Below are 13,498 nucleotides of genomic sequence, written 5' to 3'. Positions count from 1 at the left end.
AAAAGGCGAGCAGGTGCATGGATGGCACCTGTCACGCGGTCAAGTGTGCGACGAACGCGCGAGCGGTAGGAGGGAGCGCTTCGAATCGTCGAGCAACAATATTCAACTGACGCTTGGCCCATGGCTCGGCCAACGTGACAGCCTGCAAATGGAAGGAACGCAGATAGGGACGCAGAACATCGCGAGGCAAAATGCAAATGCCCAGATTGGTCGAAACCATCCGGCACATGCATTCAAAGCTGGAAACGCGAACCCGCTGCCTGATTGGCTTACCTAACAATTCGGCTTGTTCACTCAGCAGCAAATGCACCGAGCTCTCCACGTGAGGACCAATGAATTCGAAGATCAACGCTTGCTCGAAACTGGCTTGCGTCTGTGCCGCCAACGGATGCCGTTCTGGAACCGCAATCACCAACTCATCCACGCGATAGGGAACGGATTCCAACCCTTGTGAAGGCGTCTGTTCGGCAATGATGCCGACATCCGCACGACCGTCCGACACCGCTCGTACGATTGCCGCACCGACGCGCTCCTCGATATCGAACTTGATATCGGGGTAGGTTTCCATAAACGTGCCGATATCCAGACTCAGCTGTTGGGCCAACGCCGATGTAATGGCGTGCAATCGAACATGGCCCTTGATTCCAGCACCATACTCACTCAACTCCTGGTCCATCTTCTGAAGAGTTTCGTTCACCTGCAACGCGTAATGGCGCAGCGACTGACCCGCAGGGGTCAGCTCCATTCCGCGCGGATAGCGAATGAACAAGGGAGAACCCACCTTCTCTTCAAGCTCGCTGATCCGCTTACTGACTGCGGAGGTCGCCAGGTGGCAGAGCTGCGATGCCTTGGTCAGGTTTCGCTGCTCCGCCACAGCCATGAAGATTTCCAGGCTGAGCAGATCATGGCGCATTGGCCAATGCCTTCTCGAAGAAGTCTACCGTGCCGAAATTGCCGGATTTCAGCGCCAGGGCAACCGGGTCGTCGCGCAAGCCGAGTGTCCAAGGCACACCAGGATCGATGGTCGCACCAATTCGCAGAGCCTTGACTTGCAGTGCCTTGACTACCGCACCCGATGTCTCGCCGCCGGCAACCACCAGCTTGCGAACACCCATGCCGTAGAGGCCGACAGCGACGGCGGACAATGCGTCTTCAACGATCTGCCCAGCCGCCTCAACACCGAGCTTTTGCTGAGCAAGCTTGACCGTCTCTGGATGTGCGCTTCCATAGATCAGGACGGGACCCTTTTGAATCAGATCCTTTGCCCATTCAAGTGCTTCAGCAACCTGATCATGACCATTGGCAAGACGCAGCGGATCAATGGAAAAGCTCGGGCGGGTTTTCTGCCAGTGCTCGACCTGACCATTCGTCGCTACCGAACAACTGCCGGAAACAACGGCGCCCAAGCCCTCGATGACAGGCAGTACCGATGCCGTTTCGGACTGACCGAGCTTGCCTGCACGACGGAAGTTTTCAGGTAGACCCAGCGCAACGCCAGAACCGCCGGTAACCAGTTTATGGTCCGCCACGGCAGTGCCTATCGCATACAAATCTTCATCATCGATCGCATCGACAATGGCATAACCTCGACCTTGGGCAGTGAGGCTGTTGAAAGCCGCGGAAATGGCTTGCGCGCCCTTGTTTACGACCGAATGTGCAACAAGACCTACCGGTTTGAGCGTCTGCTGCTGCAACACCCGAACCAGATTGGAATCGGTCATTGGCGTCAATGGATGATTACGCATGCCGGATTCGCTCAACAGCACATCGCCGACGAACAAATGACCGTTAAAAATCGTCCGTTTGTTCTCCGGGAATGCAGGACAAGCCACAGCGAACGAGACGTTCAAAGCTTCAGCAAGTGCATCGGCGACAGGGCCGATGTTTCCGCGAGAGGTCGAGTCAAACGTCGAGCAATATTTGAAAAAAAACTGTTGGCAGCCTGCCGCACGCAACCATTTCAGCGCTTCGAGCGATTGGGTAACGGCTTCTTCCGGGCTGACGGTACGGCTTTTCAGGGCAATGACGACAGCATCGATGTCGTCAGGCAGTGGCCCTTGCGGCACACCGATCACTTGTAGCGTGCGCATGCCGCCACGTACCAGCGTACTGGCCAAATCCGTACCGCCGGTGAAGTCATCAGCGATGCAACCGAGTAGTAATTGACTCACTGTGGTCTCCTCGTGCCCTCCTCCTTTGGATATCCAAAAGGAGAACAGGCGTTTTCTTGTTATAGATCCGCAACACTCCAGATAACGGGCGACATGCCTGGCATGCCGCCCGTTTCAATCAGCCCAGAATGGCTTTGGCTACCGCTTCGCCGAACGCTTTGGTACCGCTGGAGCCGCCCAGATCAGGCGTGCGCTGCTTAGGATCCTGCAGCACAACATCCACTGCCTTTTCCATTTCCAGGCCGGCCTTGATCAGCGCTTCCTTGTTGTGGTGCTCGCCCATCCACTGCAGCAGCATGCCAACGGACAGAATCATCGAAACCGGGTTGGCCTTGTCCTGACCGGCGATATCCGGCGCAGAGCCATGCTGGGCCTGGGCGCAGCAATGAGTGTCGCTGGCCATCATGGAACCGGCCAGACCCAGGCTGCCCGACAGTTCACTGGCAAGGTCGCTGATGATGTCGCCGTAGAAGTTGGTCGCGACCAGAACGTCGAAGCGCTCAGGGCTACGTACCAGGTGGGCAGTGGAGGCATCGACCAGCAGATCGTCCAGAGTGACCTCCGGGAAGTCCTTCGCTACATCGCGAACGCATTCCAGGAACAGCCCGTCGGTCATGTGGAAGCTGTTGGCCTTGTGAATGGCGGTGACTTTCTTGCCACGCTTCATAGCCAGCTCGAATGCACGGCGGGCGATACGCTCGCTGCAATGACGAGTGATTTTACGAGTGGATAAAGCCATATCCGGAGTCGGCATCACTTCGCCCCAACCGCGGCTCATGTTGCGATCTGGATAAAAGCCTTCAGTCGCTTCACGCATGATCACCAGGTCCATCGTCTTGCCTTCCTTCATGTTGGAAGTCAGGAATGGACGGGTACGGGCAGGACGTACGTTGGCGTAGAGATCCAGGCCGATACGGAAACCGGCAGAAACGTTGCGACCGCCTTTTTCAGGCACTGGATAGTCGGCGTGCGACTGGGTGCCGAGAATGATGCCGTCGTAGCCTTTGGCTTTTTCCAGCACTTCATCACGCAAGGTGGTGCCGTATTTATCCAGGCTTGTGAAACCGACATCGTCGTAATCGAAGCTCAAGCCCAGATCGAATTTTGTGTTGGCTGCCTTGAGCACCGACATCGAAGATTCAACGATTTCTGGACCAATACCGTCACCAGGAAGAACCAAAATACGCATCGCATACCCCTTACTTATTGTTTGAGCTGAATTTTTTCGAAGCCTGTGCGTGATGAACCGGCCCCATTTCTGTACATCGTAAATACAAAGTACAATATTGGCGAGACGAAGTCCTTAACCTTTTGCTCCCGTTCGTCCTGAGACGATATGGGGGGCAGTAGCGCTATCGCCCTCGACAGATTGCATTTTATTGCATGAATATTCAGTTTGTGCAACCTTTACGCTCAACGGTCACCCAATTCACTTTCCCAGGAGATCCTGCATGACAGTCAAAACCTCCGATCTTTGCGATCAATACCCAGACTCAATTCGCGTACTGGCCCCGATTTTCCAGGACTTTGGCGGCAAAAATGATTTCGAGGGACGCGCCTTCACCCTCAAATGTTTCGAGGACAATTCCCGGATCAAGGAAATAAGCAGTCTGCCGGGGCACGGCCGGGTGTTGGTGGTGGACGGAGGCGGCAGTGACCGCTACGCGCTGTTCGGCGATGTGATCGCTGAAGATCTGGTCAAGAACGGCTGGGCCGGTGTGATGATTTACGGTTACATCCGCGACAAAGCTGCATTACGTGACATGCCGATCGCCATCAAGGCACTGGGCACATCACCGCGAAAGACCGTCAAACGAAACGAAGGGCAGATTGGCATAACGGTGGAATTCGCCGGGCACACCATCGCCGATGGCGACCAGCTGTTCGGCGATGATGATGGCGTGGTGTTGTTAAACGAGCTGAGCGCTAGCTGACGACCGATATCTCAAGGCTGCGCTGGTATTCCAGCTCATCCTTGGCCTCTTTATCAGTTTTTTGCCGCCCGACCACATCAAGGTGGTTGCGTAGAAATTCCGCCGCCTCCTCTCGCTGTCCACTTTCGATGAGATCAAGAAGATGGATGTGTTCTTTACATTGGTTGATCAGGCGAGGCCGATCCACGTTGGCCTTGTAGGCCATGAAACGACGCAGTTGGTTCTGGCGGCGGATTGCCTCAAGAAAAAAAGCGTTGCCCGAGCAGCGCACCACCAGCTCATGAAGCTGCGAACCGATCTGGAACAGCTGCGATCGCGACAAGGTGAAAATGTCGCCATCGAGCAGTTGCTGCTGGATTTCCCGCGCTTTGGCAAACGCAGGCTTATCCACCTCGTAACCAGGCTCCAATACGGCGGCCGGTTCGATTGCCATGCGAAAACGGTAGCTCTGAATATGGGCTTTGGAGTCATGCAGAAAACTGTTGATCTCCCACCCCTGCCCAGGCTTGCGCTCAATCATTGCCTCATTGGCCAGCCGGGTCAGAACCTTCATGAGCTGCCCTCTGGGCACCTCATATTTGCGCATCAATTCGGCTTCAAAAAAAGTCGTGGGAATGTCACCACGCAAGACGTCGTCAACAACGCGCAAGTAGAAGTCTTCAAAGGGATCGACTTCCAGAGGGAGCTTGCGACTGTCGATTCCTCGCGCGTCAGCCGTCAGGAAATAACCCCGGTTCGGCTCCTTGGTCGCCAGACCCAATTCGGCCAACAACGCAAAACCTCGTCGAATCGGAGACCGGGACACTCCCAACTCCTTGGCAAAAGACTCCTCACGCAAAGGATCACCAGCGCGCATCGACCGGGCCCTGGCCATGTCGATGATCTTGGGTGCCAACTGCTCCGCAAGGTCTTTCTTAATCTTGGGCTTCATTTTGGCTGGTTCGCCCACCAAGGGTTGTTGAAGAGTCGATTCTGCTGAATTCATGGAAACCGGTAATCAGAGGAGGATGACGTGCATAGCCCGGTTTGGAGTGATTACACCCGAATCCAAGCTTTAAAGAAAAATAACACACCTGATGCACATCAACACGCCAGTGACAATTCAGGGCTTCACCGTACACCCACTTGACCTACAGTAACGCAGGAAACCGTCATGACCGCACCACGCATCTATCTGATCCATGCAACGCCAGTAGCCATAGACCCCATCACTGAGGCGTTCACACGACTTTGGCCTGAGGCCAGGCTGGCCAATTTATTGGAGGATTCACTCTCTAGCGATTTGGCCGAGGCCGGTGAGCTGACCCCGGACTTGAGCCAGCGGTTCTTGAAACTCGCGACCTACGCCGCAGAGTCCGGTGCTGATGCGATCCTGTTTACGTGCTCGGCATTTGGTGAGGCGATCGACTTGTGCAAACGCTCGCTGAGCATTCCGGTGCTTAAACCGAACGAAGCCATGATCGAGGCGGCCCTTCAACGCACAGCAAGAATCACCATCCTTGCGACATTCCAGCCGGCCATTGCATCGATGACCGAGGAATTTTTAGCCCACGCGGGACAACTGGGCGTCGATATCGAGCTCGACACCCTTGTTTGTCCAGAAGCACTCGCCGAACTGCGCAAGGGAAATGCTGAACGCCATGACGCGCTGATCGTCGATTCAGCTCGCTCCCCAACCAATAGCGAATTGTTGTGCTTTGCCCAGTTCTCCATGACCAGCGCAGCACAACAAGTGAGTCAAGCGAGTGGCCTGCCCGTACTGACAACACCCGACAGCGCCGTGTTGAAGCTGCGTGACCTTCTCAAAGCCTGATACAGATCGAATATTCAAGGAGTCCCCATGACCAGGTTGAACGCACACATCGGCTTCCAGTTTACGGAGTTGCCTTTCCTGGAGCGGTTCTCGGCAGCGGCCAACGCGGGTTTTCGAGCGGTCGAGTTCCCCTCGCCCTACGAATACGAAGCACAGCAAATAGCAGAGCTTCTCTGCGAGCATGAACTGCAGATGGTGCAATTCGCCGCGCCATCGGGGCCAACCAAAGGCACTACCGGCATTTGCAGTTCAAAAGAAGCATTTCGATCTGATCTGATCAAAGCCGTCGACTATGCAAATGCACTCGACTGCCGAATGGTTCACCTGATGTCAGGAGTGTCGCAGGCTGCACTTGGGATCATTGCCGATAGCAGCACTTACCGACGCAATTTGAAGTACGCCGTAGAGTTCTTGTCTGGAGAAGGCATCGAGCCTTTGATTGAAGTCATAAGCTCAGATGAAGTCCCAGGTTACCTGATGAGCCGATACGACTTCGCCGAAGAGATGCTTCAGACACTGCCCAGCCTTGGACTCATCCTGGACACGTACCACACCGAGCTTCTAGGCGAGGATTGCCTGCGCAAGCTCAATCAATGGTGGTCTCGGGTAAGTCACATCCAGGTCGCCGACTTTCCCGGCCGCAACGAGCCAGGCACAGGCAACATCGACTTCCCAAAACTGCTCTCCATGCTTGAAGACCGGGCCTATCAGGGCTGGGTGGGTTGCGAGTACCGCCCTCGCACCTCGACTCTCGATGGGCTGGAAGAACTCCGGAGGATCATGATGCCGCATCCTCACGAGGATGACCGTTGGTAAGAAATCGTTTCTTTTTGAAGAAATTGTACTGCGTAATCTTGCAAAACAATTTCGAGTGGAGTTTATTAGCCCTCAGTAGCCCTCGAAGGTTGCAGGCAATACTCCCAACAAAAAACACAACAGGAGTTTACGCATGAGCAAAAAGATCGCATTTGTTACTGCAGGCATGGGAAACCTGGGGACTGCAGTTTGCCAACGACTGGCACGTGACGGGTTCACCGTCGTCGCAGGATGCGGCCCTGACTCTCCCCTGAAGGACACCTGGCTCGCCCAACAAAAGGAGCTTGGTTTCAACTTCATCGCTTCTGAAGGTAGCGTTGCTGATTGGGAGTCCTGCCAAAAGGCTTTCGATCAAATCAAGAAAAATGTCGGCCCTGTTGACGTTCTGATCAACAATGCCGGTACCGCTCGCAATGTTGTATTCCATGACATGCAGCCCAATGACTGGGCTACCGTCATCGACACCAATCTCAATTCGCTATTCAACGTAACCAAACAGGTTATCGATGGCATGGCCGAACGAGGCTGGGGACGAGTGATCAACATCTCCTCTGTAAATGCTCAACTGGGCCAGGTAGGTCAGGTCAACTACTCCACTGCCAAATCTGCAATTCGAGGCTTCACTCGCGCACTGGCACGAGAAGTCGGCTCCCGTGGGGTCACCGTCAATACCGTCTCTCCTGGATACATCGCCACTGCCAAGCTCAAGTCCGTCACCACGGCGGACGCGATGGATCGCATCATTCAGGACATTCCGACTCGTCGCCTGGGAACACCCGAGGAGATCGCAGCGGTGTGCGCCTGGCTAGCCTCCGATGAAGCCGGTTACGCAAACGGTGCCGACTTCTCGCTCAATGGCGGCCTTCACATGAGTTGATACTCGTGTGAGACTCAGCGGCGACCCGCTGGATCAAACCAAAAATACAGCGGGAACCTTGATGCGCTTTTTGCGCAGATCCCATAAAAACAATTGTACTTTACGTCAAGGTGATACAAATGCTCTCAATACTCGGCTACGGCATGATCGTGACCTTCATGGCACTGATCATGACCAAGCGGTTGTCACCGTTGGTAGCGATGACAACAGTTCCGATCGTTTTCGCACTCATGGCAGGCTTCGGTCCGGACATGGGCAACATGATGATCGATGGCCTGAAAAAGGTAGCGCCAACCGCCGTCATGGTGATGTTCGCGATCCTCTACTTTGGCGTGATGTTCGATACAGGCCTGTTCGATCCGATCATTCGCAAGTTCATCAAACTGATCAACGGCGACCCGATGAAGGCGGTCGTTTTCGCGACCCTGCTGGCAGGCATGGTGTCGCTGGACGGCGACGGTTCGACAACCTACATGATCACCGTCACGGCGATGCTGCCTCTGTTCAAGCGACTCAGACTCGAACCCTTGTCACTGACCTGTGTAGTCATTCTGGCGGCAAGCGTGACAAACCTGTTGCCATGGGGCGGCCCACTTGCACGCGCCGCAGCTTCCCTGCAGGTCGATACGTCCGAGCTGTTCATCCCACTCATTCCCGTTATGGTGGTGGGCTTCCTGGGCGTTCTGGCGCTGGCTTACTTCATCGGTATTCGCGAGCGTCAACGCCTCGGAAAACTGCGTCTGTCAGTGGGTGCTGCTGCCACCGTTTTTGACGATGAGACTGACGAAGGTCTGCCATCGATGTCAGACGAAAATGCCGAACTGCGTCGTCCAAAACTGTTCTGGTTGAACGCGGGTCTGACGATTGCTTTGATGGCTGGCCTGGTGGTGGAAATCCTGCCACTTTCCATTTTGTTCATGGTCGCGTTCTCCGTTGCATTGGTAATCAACTACCCACACATGAACGATCAACGTCGTCGCATTTCCGCGCACGCTCCAACAGCCCTGAACCAGATTGCGATCTTCCTGGCAGCCGGCATTCTGGCGGGTATCCTCTCCGGGACGGGCATGGTCAACGCGATGTCCGCCAGCTTCCTGGCAATGCTTCCTGCAACCTGGGGCCCGTACATGGCTCCGATCACCGCGCTGGCGAGTATCCCGGGCACGTTCTTCATGTCCAATGACGCCTTCTACTATGGTGTGCTTCCAGTACTCGCCAAGGCTGCCGAGGTTTATGGCATTACCCACGCTGAAATCGGCCGGGCCTCGCTGGTAGGTCAACCAGTTCACCTTCTGAGTCCTCTTGTGGCCTCGACCTACTTACTTTGCGGTCTGGCTGGTGTGGAGTTCAGCGACCACCAGAAATACACCATGAAATGGGCGTTTGCGCTCAGCTTCCTGATCCTGCTCGCTTGCTTGCTACTGGGCTTGTTCCCTCTGGCAGCGGGTGTCTAAGGGGAGGTGAGGAACAACTAGCATCACCGCTGCAAACCAATAAAAAATCCCGGAAACAGAAATGTTTTCGGGATTTTTTTCGTTCGATCAAGATCGCAAAATACATTAGGTTTGTTAGCCCAGCGCGGTGCTTTTACATTGCCCCCAAGCATCACTTCAGCCATGGCAGTCACGTGCGCAAGCCAACTCTCTCGCCCAAGGACAAGCGCTGTCCAAGGCCTGCCCTGAAGCGAAGGGAGTTCATCGAAATAGTCTGGCTGATCGCACTAGTGCTGGTTATGCCCTGCTCAAGTCAGCATGTAAGCGCGCTGACTGCGCTTTGCACCCGTGTCCATTGCACCTTCCTGATAAGAAGTCAGAAGGTGTAAACCTTATTCAGGACGAGCCATAAAAAATAAAAAAGCCCTGAATATCAGGGCTTGATGAATATTTTTTAGATTCTCCTAGGTGGTAAACCCTAGAACGCCAGTTTGTAACCGATCAACACCAGCATCGTCGCCAGGCAAGGACGCAACAGCTCATCGGAGATGCGCCCGGTGAGGTGGCTGCCCAGGTAAATCCCCGGCAGCGAACCGACCAGCAGAAAACCCAGTACCTGCCAATCCATGTTGCCCATGCTCGCATGGCCCAGACCGGCCACCAGCGTCAGCGGGACGGCGTGGGCGATTTCCGTGCCGACCAGGCGACGGGTCGGCAGCAGCGGATAAAGGATAAACAGCGCCACCGTACCCAACGCACCGGCGCCGATGGAGGTCAGTGCCACCATGGTGCCGAGAACGAGCCCGGTGATAACGGTCAGGACGTTGAGGCGCGGACCGCTTGGGTTGTAGTTGCCACCGGCGCGCTTGTGGGCGAAGTCCAGCAGGCGTTTCTTGAACAGAATCGCCAGCGCCGTGGCAAACAACACAAAGCCCAGGGCTTGCTTGATGATCGCGTTCATCGCGTCAGGGCTGGAATGCAATGTGCTGAGGAACCACAACGTCAGCATGACTGCCGGCACGCTGCCGAGGGTCAGCCAACCGGTGATGTGCCAGTCGATGTTGTTGTTCTTTTTGTGAACAAGTACGCCACTGGATTTGGTAATGGCCGCGTACAGCAGGTCGGTGCCGACGGCGGTTGCCGGGTTGATTCCGAACCATAGCAGGATCGGGGTCATCAACGACCCGCCACCTACGCCTGTCATGCCGACGATGAAGCCGACAACCAGTCCGGCCACGACCAACCCGATGTTCACTAAATCCATTGATACGTCCACATAGACCGCAGGGAAAATCTGGCCCGCAGCATAGCGATATTTCTTATAACCAGTTATATCGATGCGATCTATCTTTATGCCTAATACAGTTCCCTGCTCGCGAGGGAGGCAACGATGTCGAGCCCTTTCAGATCAATCGCTGTGTCTTGACGTTTTCGCCTGCAGGCTGGCGCCTGCAGGAGGTTGTGGGGATTTCACTGCACCGGGAGAAAATTCAGGAACAGCAGGCTTTGCGCATAGTTGAGGCCGATACGCCGGTAGCGCTCGTCAAGCATCTGGGTCAGCAAATCCAGGCGCGCGACGATCTTGCCGAACTCCACGGCAAAACTCAGGTTACTGCCCTCCTCCGAGATTTCGTTGGAAAACAGCATGGGCTGGCCATCCTTATTCTGTCGCTGGCTCAAAATCCAGGTGGCGATTTCGATGTTGCGGGCGGCGTTGCTGACAAACGTCGGGTTGATCGCGTCGGTCATGTAGAACTCCAGGCGATTACCGTGGGCGGTGACCAGCATGCTGCCGATGGCATAAATGAACGCGCCGACCCGGTCTCCGAGAAATTCCGGACTCATGGCAAAGCGCAACGCCGCCAGGTCTTTTTTCCCGCCCAGGGTGGGTAACGGCTGTTGCTGTTCGATGGCCATGCGCACTTGCTTGCCGGCAGTGCGGGCGTCGAGGAAGCCGGATTTCTTCAGCTCGTCGGGGTTGCGCAGGTACAACTTGCTCATCAGCAGGTAGAGGCTGTCGAGATTGTCACGCATAGCCAGCGTGGCCATGCGATCAACGCTGGTTTGCAGGAATTCCTGGGGTTTTCCATCACGTATCTGGCTGAAAAGATCATTGCCGGGCTGATGGCTGCAACCGCTGGCGCAGAGCAACAACAGACCGGCCAGCAGGCGAACGCGGATAAGGTTGAAGGGCAACACTCGAACCATAAGGGATTGGACTGACACATTCCTGTGCGGCGGGATTCGCCGCAACGGCTATGGATAGAGCCGATCAATTGGAAAAAGTGCAGTGTCGGGCGTGGGCAATCGATCATCGGCAGGGAAAGATCATTTGCACTTCGAAGGAATGGTGGATGACAGGCCGTCATCGCTGGCATGCCAGTTCCCACAGGTGCTGCGAACCGACGGCTTTATTGGATGATGTCTCTGTAGGAGCAAAGCTTGCTCGCGATGGCGATCTCAAGGACGCCATCGCCGGCAAGCCGTGCTCCTACAGGTGATGGAGTGCAACTGGCAGAGATTGGTTGGCTGGCAGACCGCCATCACCAACAAGCAAACTCCCACTGCGGCGAAACCCTCAGTCGCCGTTACCGCAGTAACGGGTATCACCCAAAACATCCACAGCATGGTCGGCCCAGAACCCGCCAAGACGGAACCCAGCGGCTATCCTGATGCCAACTGTAGTGTCGAGCAAAAAGGAACCAAGCATGCGAACTCAGCAACTGGCCGGTCGCCAAGTACCCGTGATCGGCCAAGGCACCTGGCAAATGGGCGAAGACCATACCCGCCAAAAAGAAGAAATCGCCGCCCTGCGCCTGGGCATCGATCAGGGCATGACCCTCATCGACACCGCCGAAATGTACGCCGAAGGTGGCGCCGAGCAAGTCGTGGCCCAAGCCATCGCTGGCCAGCGCGACAAAGTCTTCCTGGTCAGCAAGGTCTATCCACACAACGCCAGCCGCCAAGGCATTGCCCAAGCCTGCGAGCGCAGTCTGGGCAGGCTCAAGACCGACCATATCGATTTATACCTGCTGCACTGGCGCGGCCAATACCCATTGGCAGAAACCGTCGAGGCCTTCGAACGCCTGCGTGAGGCGGGCAAGATCGGTCGCTGGGGCGTGTCCAATTTTGATGTCGATGACTTGCAGGACCTCGATGCCAAGGCCTGCGCCACCAATCAGGTGCTCTACAACCTGGAAGAACGTGGCATAGAATTTGATTTGTTACCCTGGTGTCAGCAGCACAACATGCCGGTCATGGCCTATTGTCCAATCGGCCAGGGCGGAAAAATGCTCGCCAATGCCACGCTCAGACAAGTGGCTGCCCGCCACGCTGTGACGCCCGCCCAGGTGTCGCTGGCATGGCTGCTGCGCCAGGACGGTGTGATCGCCATCCCCAAGGCGGTCCGCGCTGAACACGTGCAACTGAATGCGCAAGCGGCGCAGTTGCAACTGGAAGTCGGGGATCTGGAGGCGCTGGACCAAGCGTTTCACGCGCCCAAACGCAAGCAGCGACTGGCCATGGTCTGAGCCAACGCGGTGTCAGAGGGCTTCGATATGAGAAGCACCGATCAACCGGACGACTTTAACCTGCAACGTTTTATTCAGGCACAAGACCCGGTATTCGACCGAGTCCAGGCCGAATTGAATGCCGGCCACAAACGCAGCCACTGGATGTGGTTTGTCTTTCCGCAGTTCGCCGGGCTCGGTGGCAGTGAAATGTCCCGACGCTTTGCGATCCGCTCCCGCGAAGAAGCGCAGGCCTACCTTGAACACCCCGTGTTGGGTGCCAGGTTGCGCATCTGCACCCAGGAAGTGCTGAACATCCAGCAGCGCTCGGTAGCGGCGATATTCGGCCATCCCGACGACTTGAAGTTTCATTCATCGATGACTCTGTTCGCCCAGGTCGCTGCCGCTGACAGCCCGTTTCACCAAGCGTTGAATCAGTATTTCCACGGCATCCTGGATGACTGGACGTTGTCGCTGATGGACTCAAAACAAGCCCAGTTGCCCCCCAATCAGGGTTGAGAAATCGTCGTCGACAAACGGCAGGATCGCGTCCGCCACCGGTTGCAGTTGTTTGCTGATGTAGTGATCGTAATCGATCGGCGCGCTGCGGATCTCCAGCGGTTCGGGGCCAGCGACGGTGATCACGTAACTGATCCAGCCGCCGCTCTGGTATTGGCGGGGGCGACCCTGCTGGTCGTTGTAGTCATCGGCGATACGCGCCGCCCGCACGTGCGGCGGCACATTGCGCTGGTAGTCATCAAGGGTGCGGCGCAGGCGTTTGCGGTAGATCAGGCGATCATCGAACTCACCGGCCAGGGTTTTGCGCACGTACTCGCGCACGTAGTCCTGATACGGCTTGCGGTGGAAGATCATCTCGTACAGCTCTTGCTGAAACTGCCGGGCCAGCAGCGACCAGTCGGTGCGCACGGTTTCCAGGCCTTTGTA

General features: G+C 55.9%; 15 protein-coding genes. 7 read left to right on the top strand and 8 right to left on the bottom strand.

Annotated features, from left to right (window positions below):
• Positions 1-31: 31 nt before the first annotated feature.
• From D8U18_RS00760 to D8U18_RS00750, 3 genes are all read right to left on the bottom strand, one after another.
• Positions 32-913: a LysR family transcriptional regulator gene (locus D8U18_RS00760; protein ID WP_056854784.1), complete on the bottom strand. Its 882-nt coding sequence runs from the start codon at positions 911-913 to the stop codon at positions 32-34.
• The gene (otnK, locus tag D8U18_RS00755; RefSeq protein WP_131106808.1) at positions 903-2,171 is read right to left on the bottom strand and encodes a 3-oxo-tetronate kinase; all 1,269 of its coding nucleotides are present in this window, start codon (positions 2,169-2,171) and stop codon (positions 903-905) included. The genes D8U18_RS00760 and otnK overlap by 11 nt, the downstream gene beginning before the upstream one ends.
• 118 nt (positions 2,172-2,289) lie before the next feature.
• Complete coding sequence (locus tag D8U18_RS00750; RefSeq protein WP_056854786.1) at positions 2,290-3,360, bottom strand: isocitrate/isopropylmalate dehydrogenase family protein; 1,071 nt, start codon at positions 3,358-3,360, stop codon at positions 2,290-2,292.
• Positions 3,361-3,622: 262 nt separating this feature from the next.
• Here D8U18_RS00750 and rraA point away from each other — a divergent pair, with 262 nt between their 5' ends.
• Positions 3,623-4,105 carry a ribonuclease E activity regulator RraA gene (rraA, locus tag D8U18_RS00745; protein ID WP_007948268.1) on the top strand — a complete coding sequence of 161 codons (483 nt, stop codon included), beginning with the start codon at positions 3,623-3,625 and terminating at the stop codon, positions 4,103-4,105.
• Here rraA and D8U18_RS00740 read toward each other — a convergent pair.
• Positions 4,098-5,036, bottom strand: a complete 939-nt coding sequence (locus D8U18_RS00740) for a GntR family transcriptional regulator (RefSeq protein WP_007948269.1) — start codon at positions 5,034-5,036, stop codon at positions 4,098-4,100. The genes rraA and D8U18_RS00740 overlap by 8 nt on opposite strands.
• A gap of 222 nt (positions 5,037-5,258) precedes the next feature.
• Here D8U18_RS00740 and D8U18_RS00735 point away from each other — a divergent pair, with 222 nt between their 5' ends.
• From D8U18_RS00735 to D8U18_RS00720, 4 genes are all read left to right on the top strand, one after another.
• Positions 5,259-5,918, top strand: a complete 660-nt coding sequence (locus D8U18_RS00735; RefSeq protein WP_056854787.1) for an aspartate/glutamate racemase family protein — start codon at positions 5,259-5,261, stop codon at positions 5,916-5,918.
• A gap of 27 nt (positions 5,919-5,945) precedes the next feature.
• Positions 5,946-6,734: a TIM barrel protein gene (locus D8U18_RS00730; RefSeq protein ID WP_131106807.1), complete on the top strand. Its 789-nt coding sequence runs from the start codon at positions 5,946-5,948 to the stop codon at positions 6,732-6,734.
• A gap of 133 nt (positions 6,735-6,867) precedes the next feature.
• Positions 6,868-7,611: an acetoacetyl-CoA reductase gene (gene phbB / locus D8U18_RS00725; RefSeq protein ID WP_056854789.1), complete on the top strand. Its 744-nt coding sequence runs from the start codon at positions 6,868-6,870 to the stop codon at positions 7,609-7,611.
• 92 nt (positions 7,612-7,703) lie between these two features.
• The gene (locus D8U18_RS00720; RefSeq protein WP_347237896.1) at positions 7,704-9,065 is read left to right on the top strand and encodes a CitMHS family transporter; all 1,362 of its coding nucleotides are present in this window, start codon (positions 7,704-7,706) and stop codon (positions 9,063-9,065) included.
• Positions 9,066-9,088: 23 nt separating this feature from the next.
• Here the strand turns inward: D8U18_RS00720 and D8U18_RS28660 are convergent, their stop codons facing one another.
• The 3 genes from D8U18_RS28660 to D8U18_RS00710 form a co-directional block, all read right to left on the bottom strand.
• Complete coding sequence (locus D8U18_RS28660; protein WP_156386275.1) at positions 9,089-9,229, bottom strand: hypothetical protein; 141 nt, start codon at positions 9,227-9,229, stop codon at positions 9,089-9,091.
• A 293-nt stretch (positions 9,230-9,522) separates the two neighbouring features.
• On the bottom strand, positions 9,523-10,308 hold the full coding sequence (locus D8U18_RS00715; protein ID WP_056854791.1) for a sulfite exporter TauE/SafE family protein: 786 nt from the start codon (positions 10,306-10,308) through the stop codon (positions 9,523-9,525).
• Between the two features lie 206 nt (positions 10,309-10,514).
• Positions 10,515-11,252 carry a hypothetical protein gene (locus tag D8U18_RS00710; protein ID WP_056854792.1) on the bottom strand — a complete coding sequence of 246 codons (738 nt, stop codon included), beginning with the start codon at positions 11,250-11,252 and terminating at the stop codon, positions 10,515-10,517.
• A 500-nt stretch (positions 11,253-11,752) separates the two neighbouring features.
• Between D8U18_RS00710 and D8U18_RS00705 the strand changes: the two genes are divergently transcribed.
• Together D8U18_RS00705 and D8U18_RS00700 are read left to right on the top strand one after the other, a co-directional pair.
• Positions 11,753-12,574: an aldo/keto reductase gene (locus D8U18_RS00705; RefSeq protein ID WP_131106806.1), complete on the top strand. Its 822-nt coding sequence runs from the start codon at positions 11,753-11,755 to the stop codon at positions 12,572-12,574.
• Between the two features lie 27 nt (positions 12,575-12,601).
• Complete coding sequence (locus D8U18_RS00700; protein WP_056854794.1) at positions 12,602-13,072, top strand: DUF1810 domain-containing protein; 471 nt, start codon at positions 12,602-12,604, stop codon at positions 13,070-13,072.
• Here D8U18_RS00700 and D8U18_RS00695 read toward each other — a convergent pair.
• Positions 13,037-13,498 (bottom strand): DNA polymerase domain-containing protein (locus tag D8U18_RS00695; protein WP_277752452.1); only part of this gene is annotated, 462 nt, incomplete at its 5' end. The two genes, D8U18_RS00700 and D8U18_RS00695, sit on opposite strands and share 36 nt — an antisense overlap.

The sequence above is a fragment of the Pseudomonas sp. Sample_10 genome, from assembly GCF_004321495.1.
In the GTDB taxonomy this organism is placed as follows: Bacteria; Pseudomonadota; Gammaproteobacteria; order Pseudomonadales; family Pseudomonadaceae; genus Aquipseudomonas.
The sequence above is the reverse complement of the archived record's forward strand: the minus strand, read 5'-3'. Positions and strand labels throughout refer to the sequence as shown.

Excerpts from the sequence above, each read along its gene's own strand:
- D8U18_RS00700 (WP_056854794.1), top strand. The coding sequence starts at position 12,602 with ATGAGAAGCACCGATCAACCGGACGACTTTAACCTGCAACGTTTTATT.
- D8U18_RS00740 (WP_007948269.1), bottom strand. The coding sequence starts at position 5,036 with ATGAAGCCCAAGATTAAGAAAGACCTTGCGGAGCAGTTGGCACCCAAG.
- D8U18_RS00760 (WP_056854784.1), bottom strand. The coding sequence starts at position 913 with ATGCGCCATGATCTGCTCAGCCTGGAAATCTTCATGGCTGTGGCGGAG.
- D8U18_RS00730 (WP_131106807.1), top strand. The coding sequence starts at position 5,946 with ATGACCAGGTTGAACGCACACATCGGCTTCCAGTTTACGGAGTTGCCT.
- D8U18_RS00750 (WP_056854786.1), bottom strand. The coding sequence starts at position 3,360 with ATGCGTATTTTGGTTCTTCCTGGTGACGGTATTGGTCCAGAAATCGTT.
- D8U18_RS28660 (WP_156386275.1), bottom strand. The coding sequence starts at position 9,229 with ATGGCTGAAGTGATGCTTGGGGGCAATGTAAAAGCACCGCGCTGGGCT.
- D8U18_RS00715 (WP_056854791.1), bottom strand. The coding sequence starts at position 10,308 with ATGGATTTAGTGAACATCGGGTTGGTCGTGGCCGGACTGGTTGTCGGC.
- D8U18_RS00705 (WP_131106806.1), top strand. The coding sequence starts at position 11,753 with ATGCGAACTCAGCAACTGGCCGGTCGCCAAGTACCCGTGATCGGCCAA.
- D8U18_RS00735 (WP_056854787.1), top strand. The coding sequence starts at position 5,259 with ATGACCGCACCACGCATCTATCTGATCCATGCAACGCCAGTAGCCATA.
- phbB (WP_056854789.1), top strand. The coding sequence starts at position 6,868 with ATGAGCAAAAAGATCGCATTTGTTACTGCAGGCATGGGAAACCTGGGG.
- D8U18_RS00710 (WP_056854792.1), bottom strand. The coding sequence starts at position 11,252 with ATGGTTCGAGTGTTGCCCTTCAACCTTATCCGCGTTCGCCTGCTGGCC.
- rraA (WP_007948268.1), top strand. The coding sequence starts at position 3,623 with ATGACAGTCAAAACCTCCGATCTTTGCGATCAATACCCAGACTCAATT.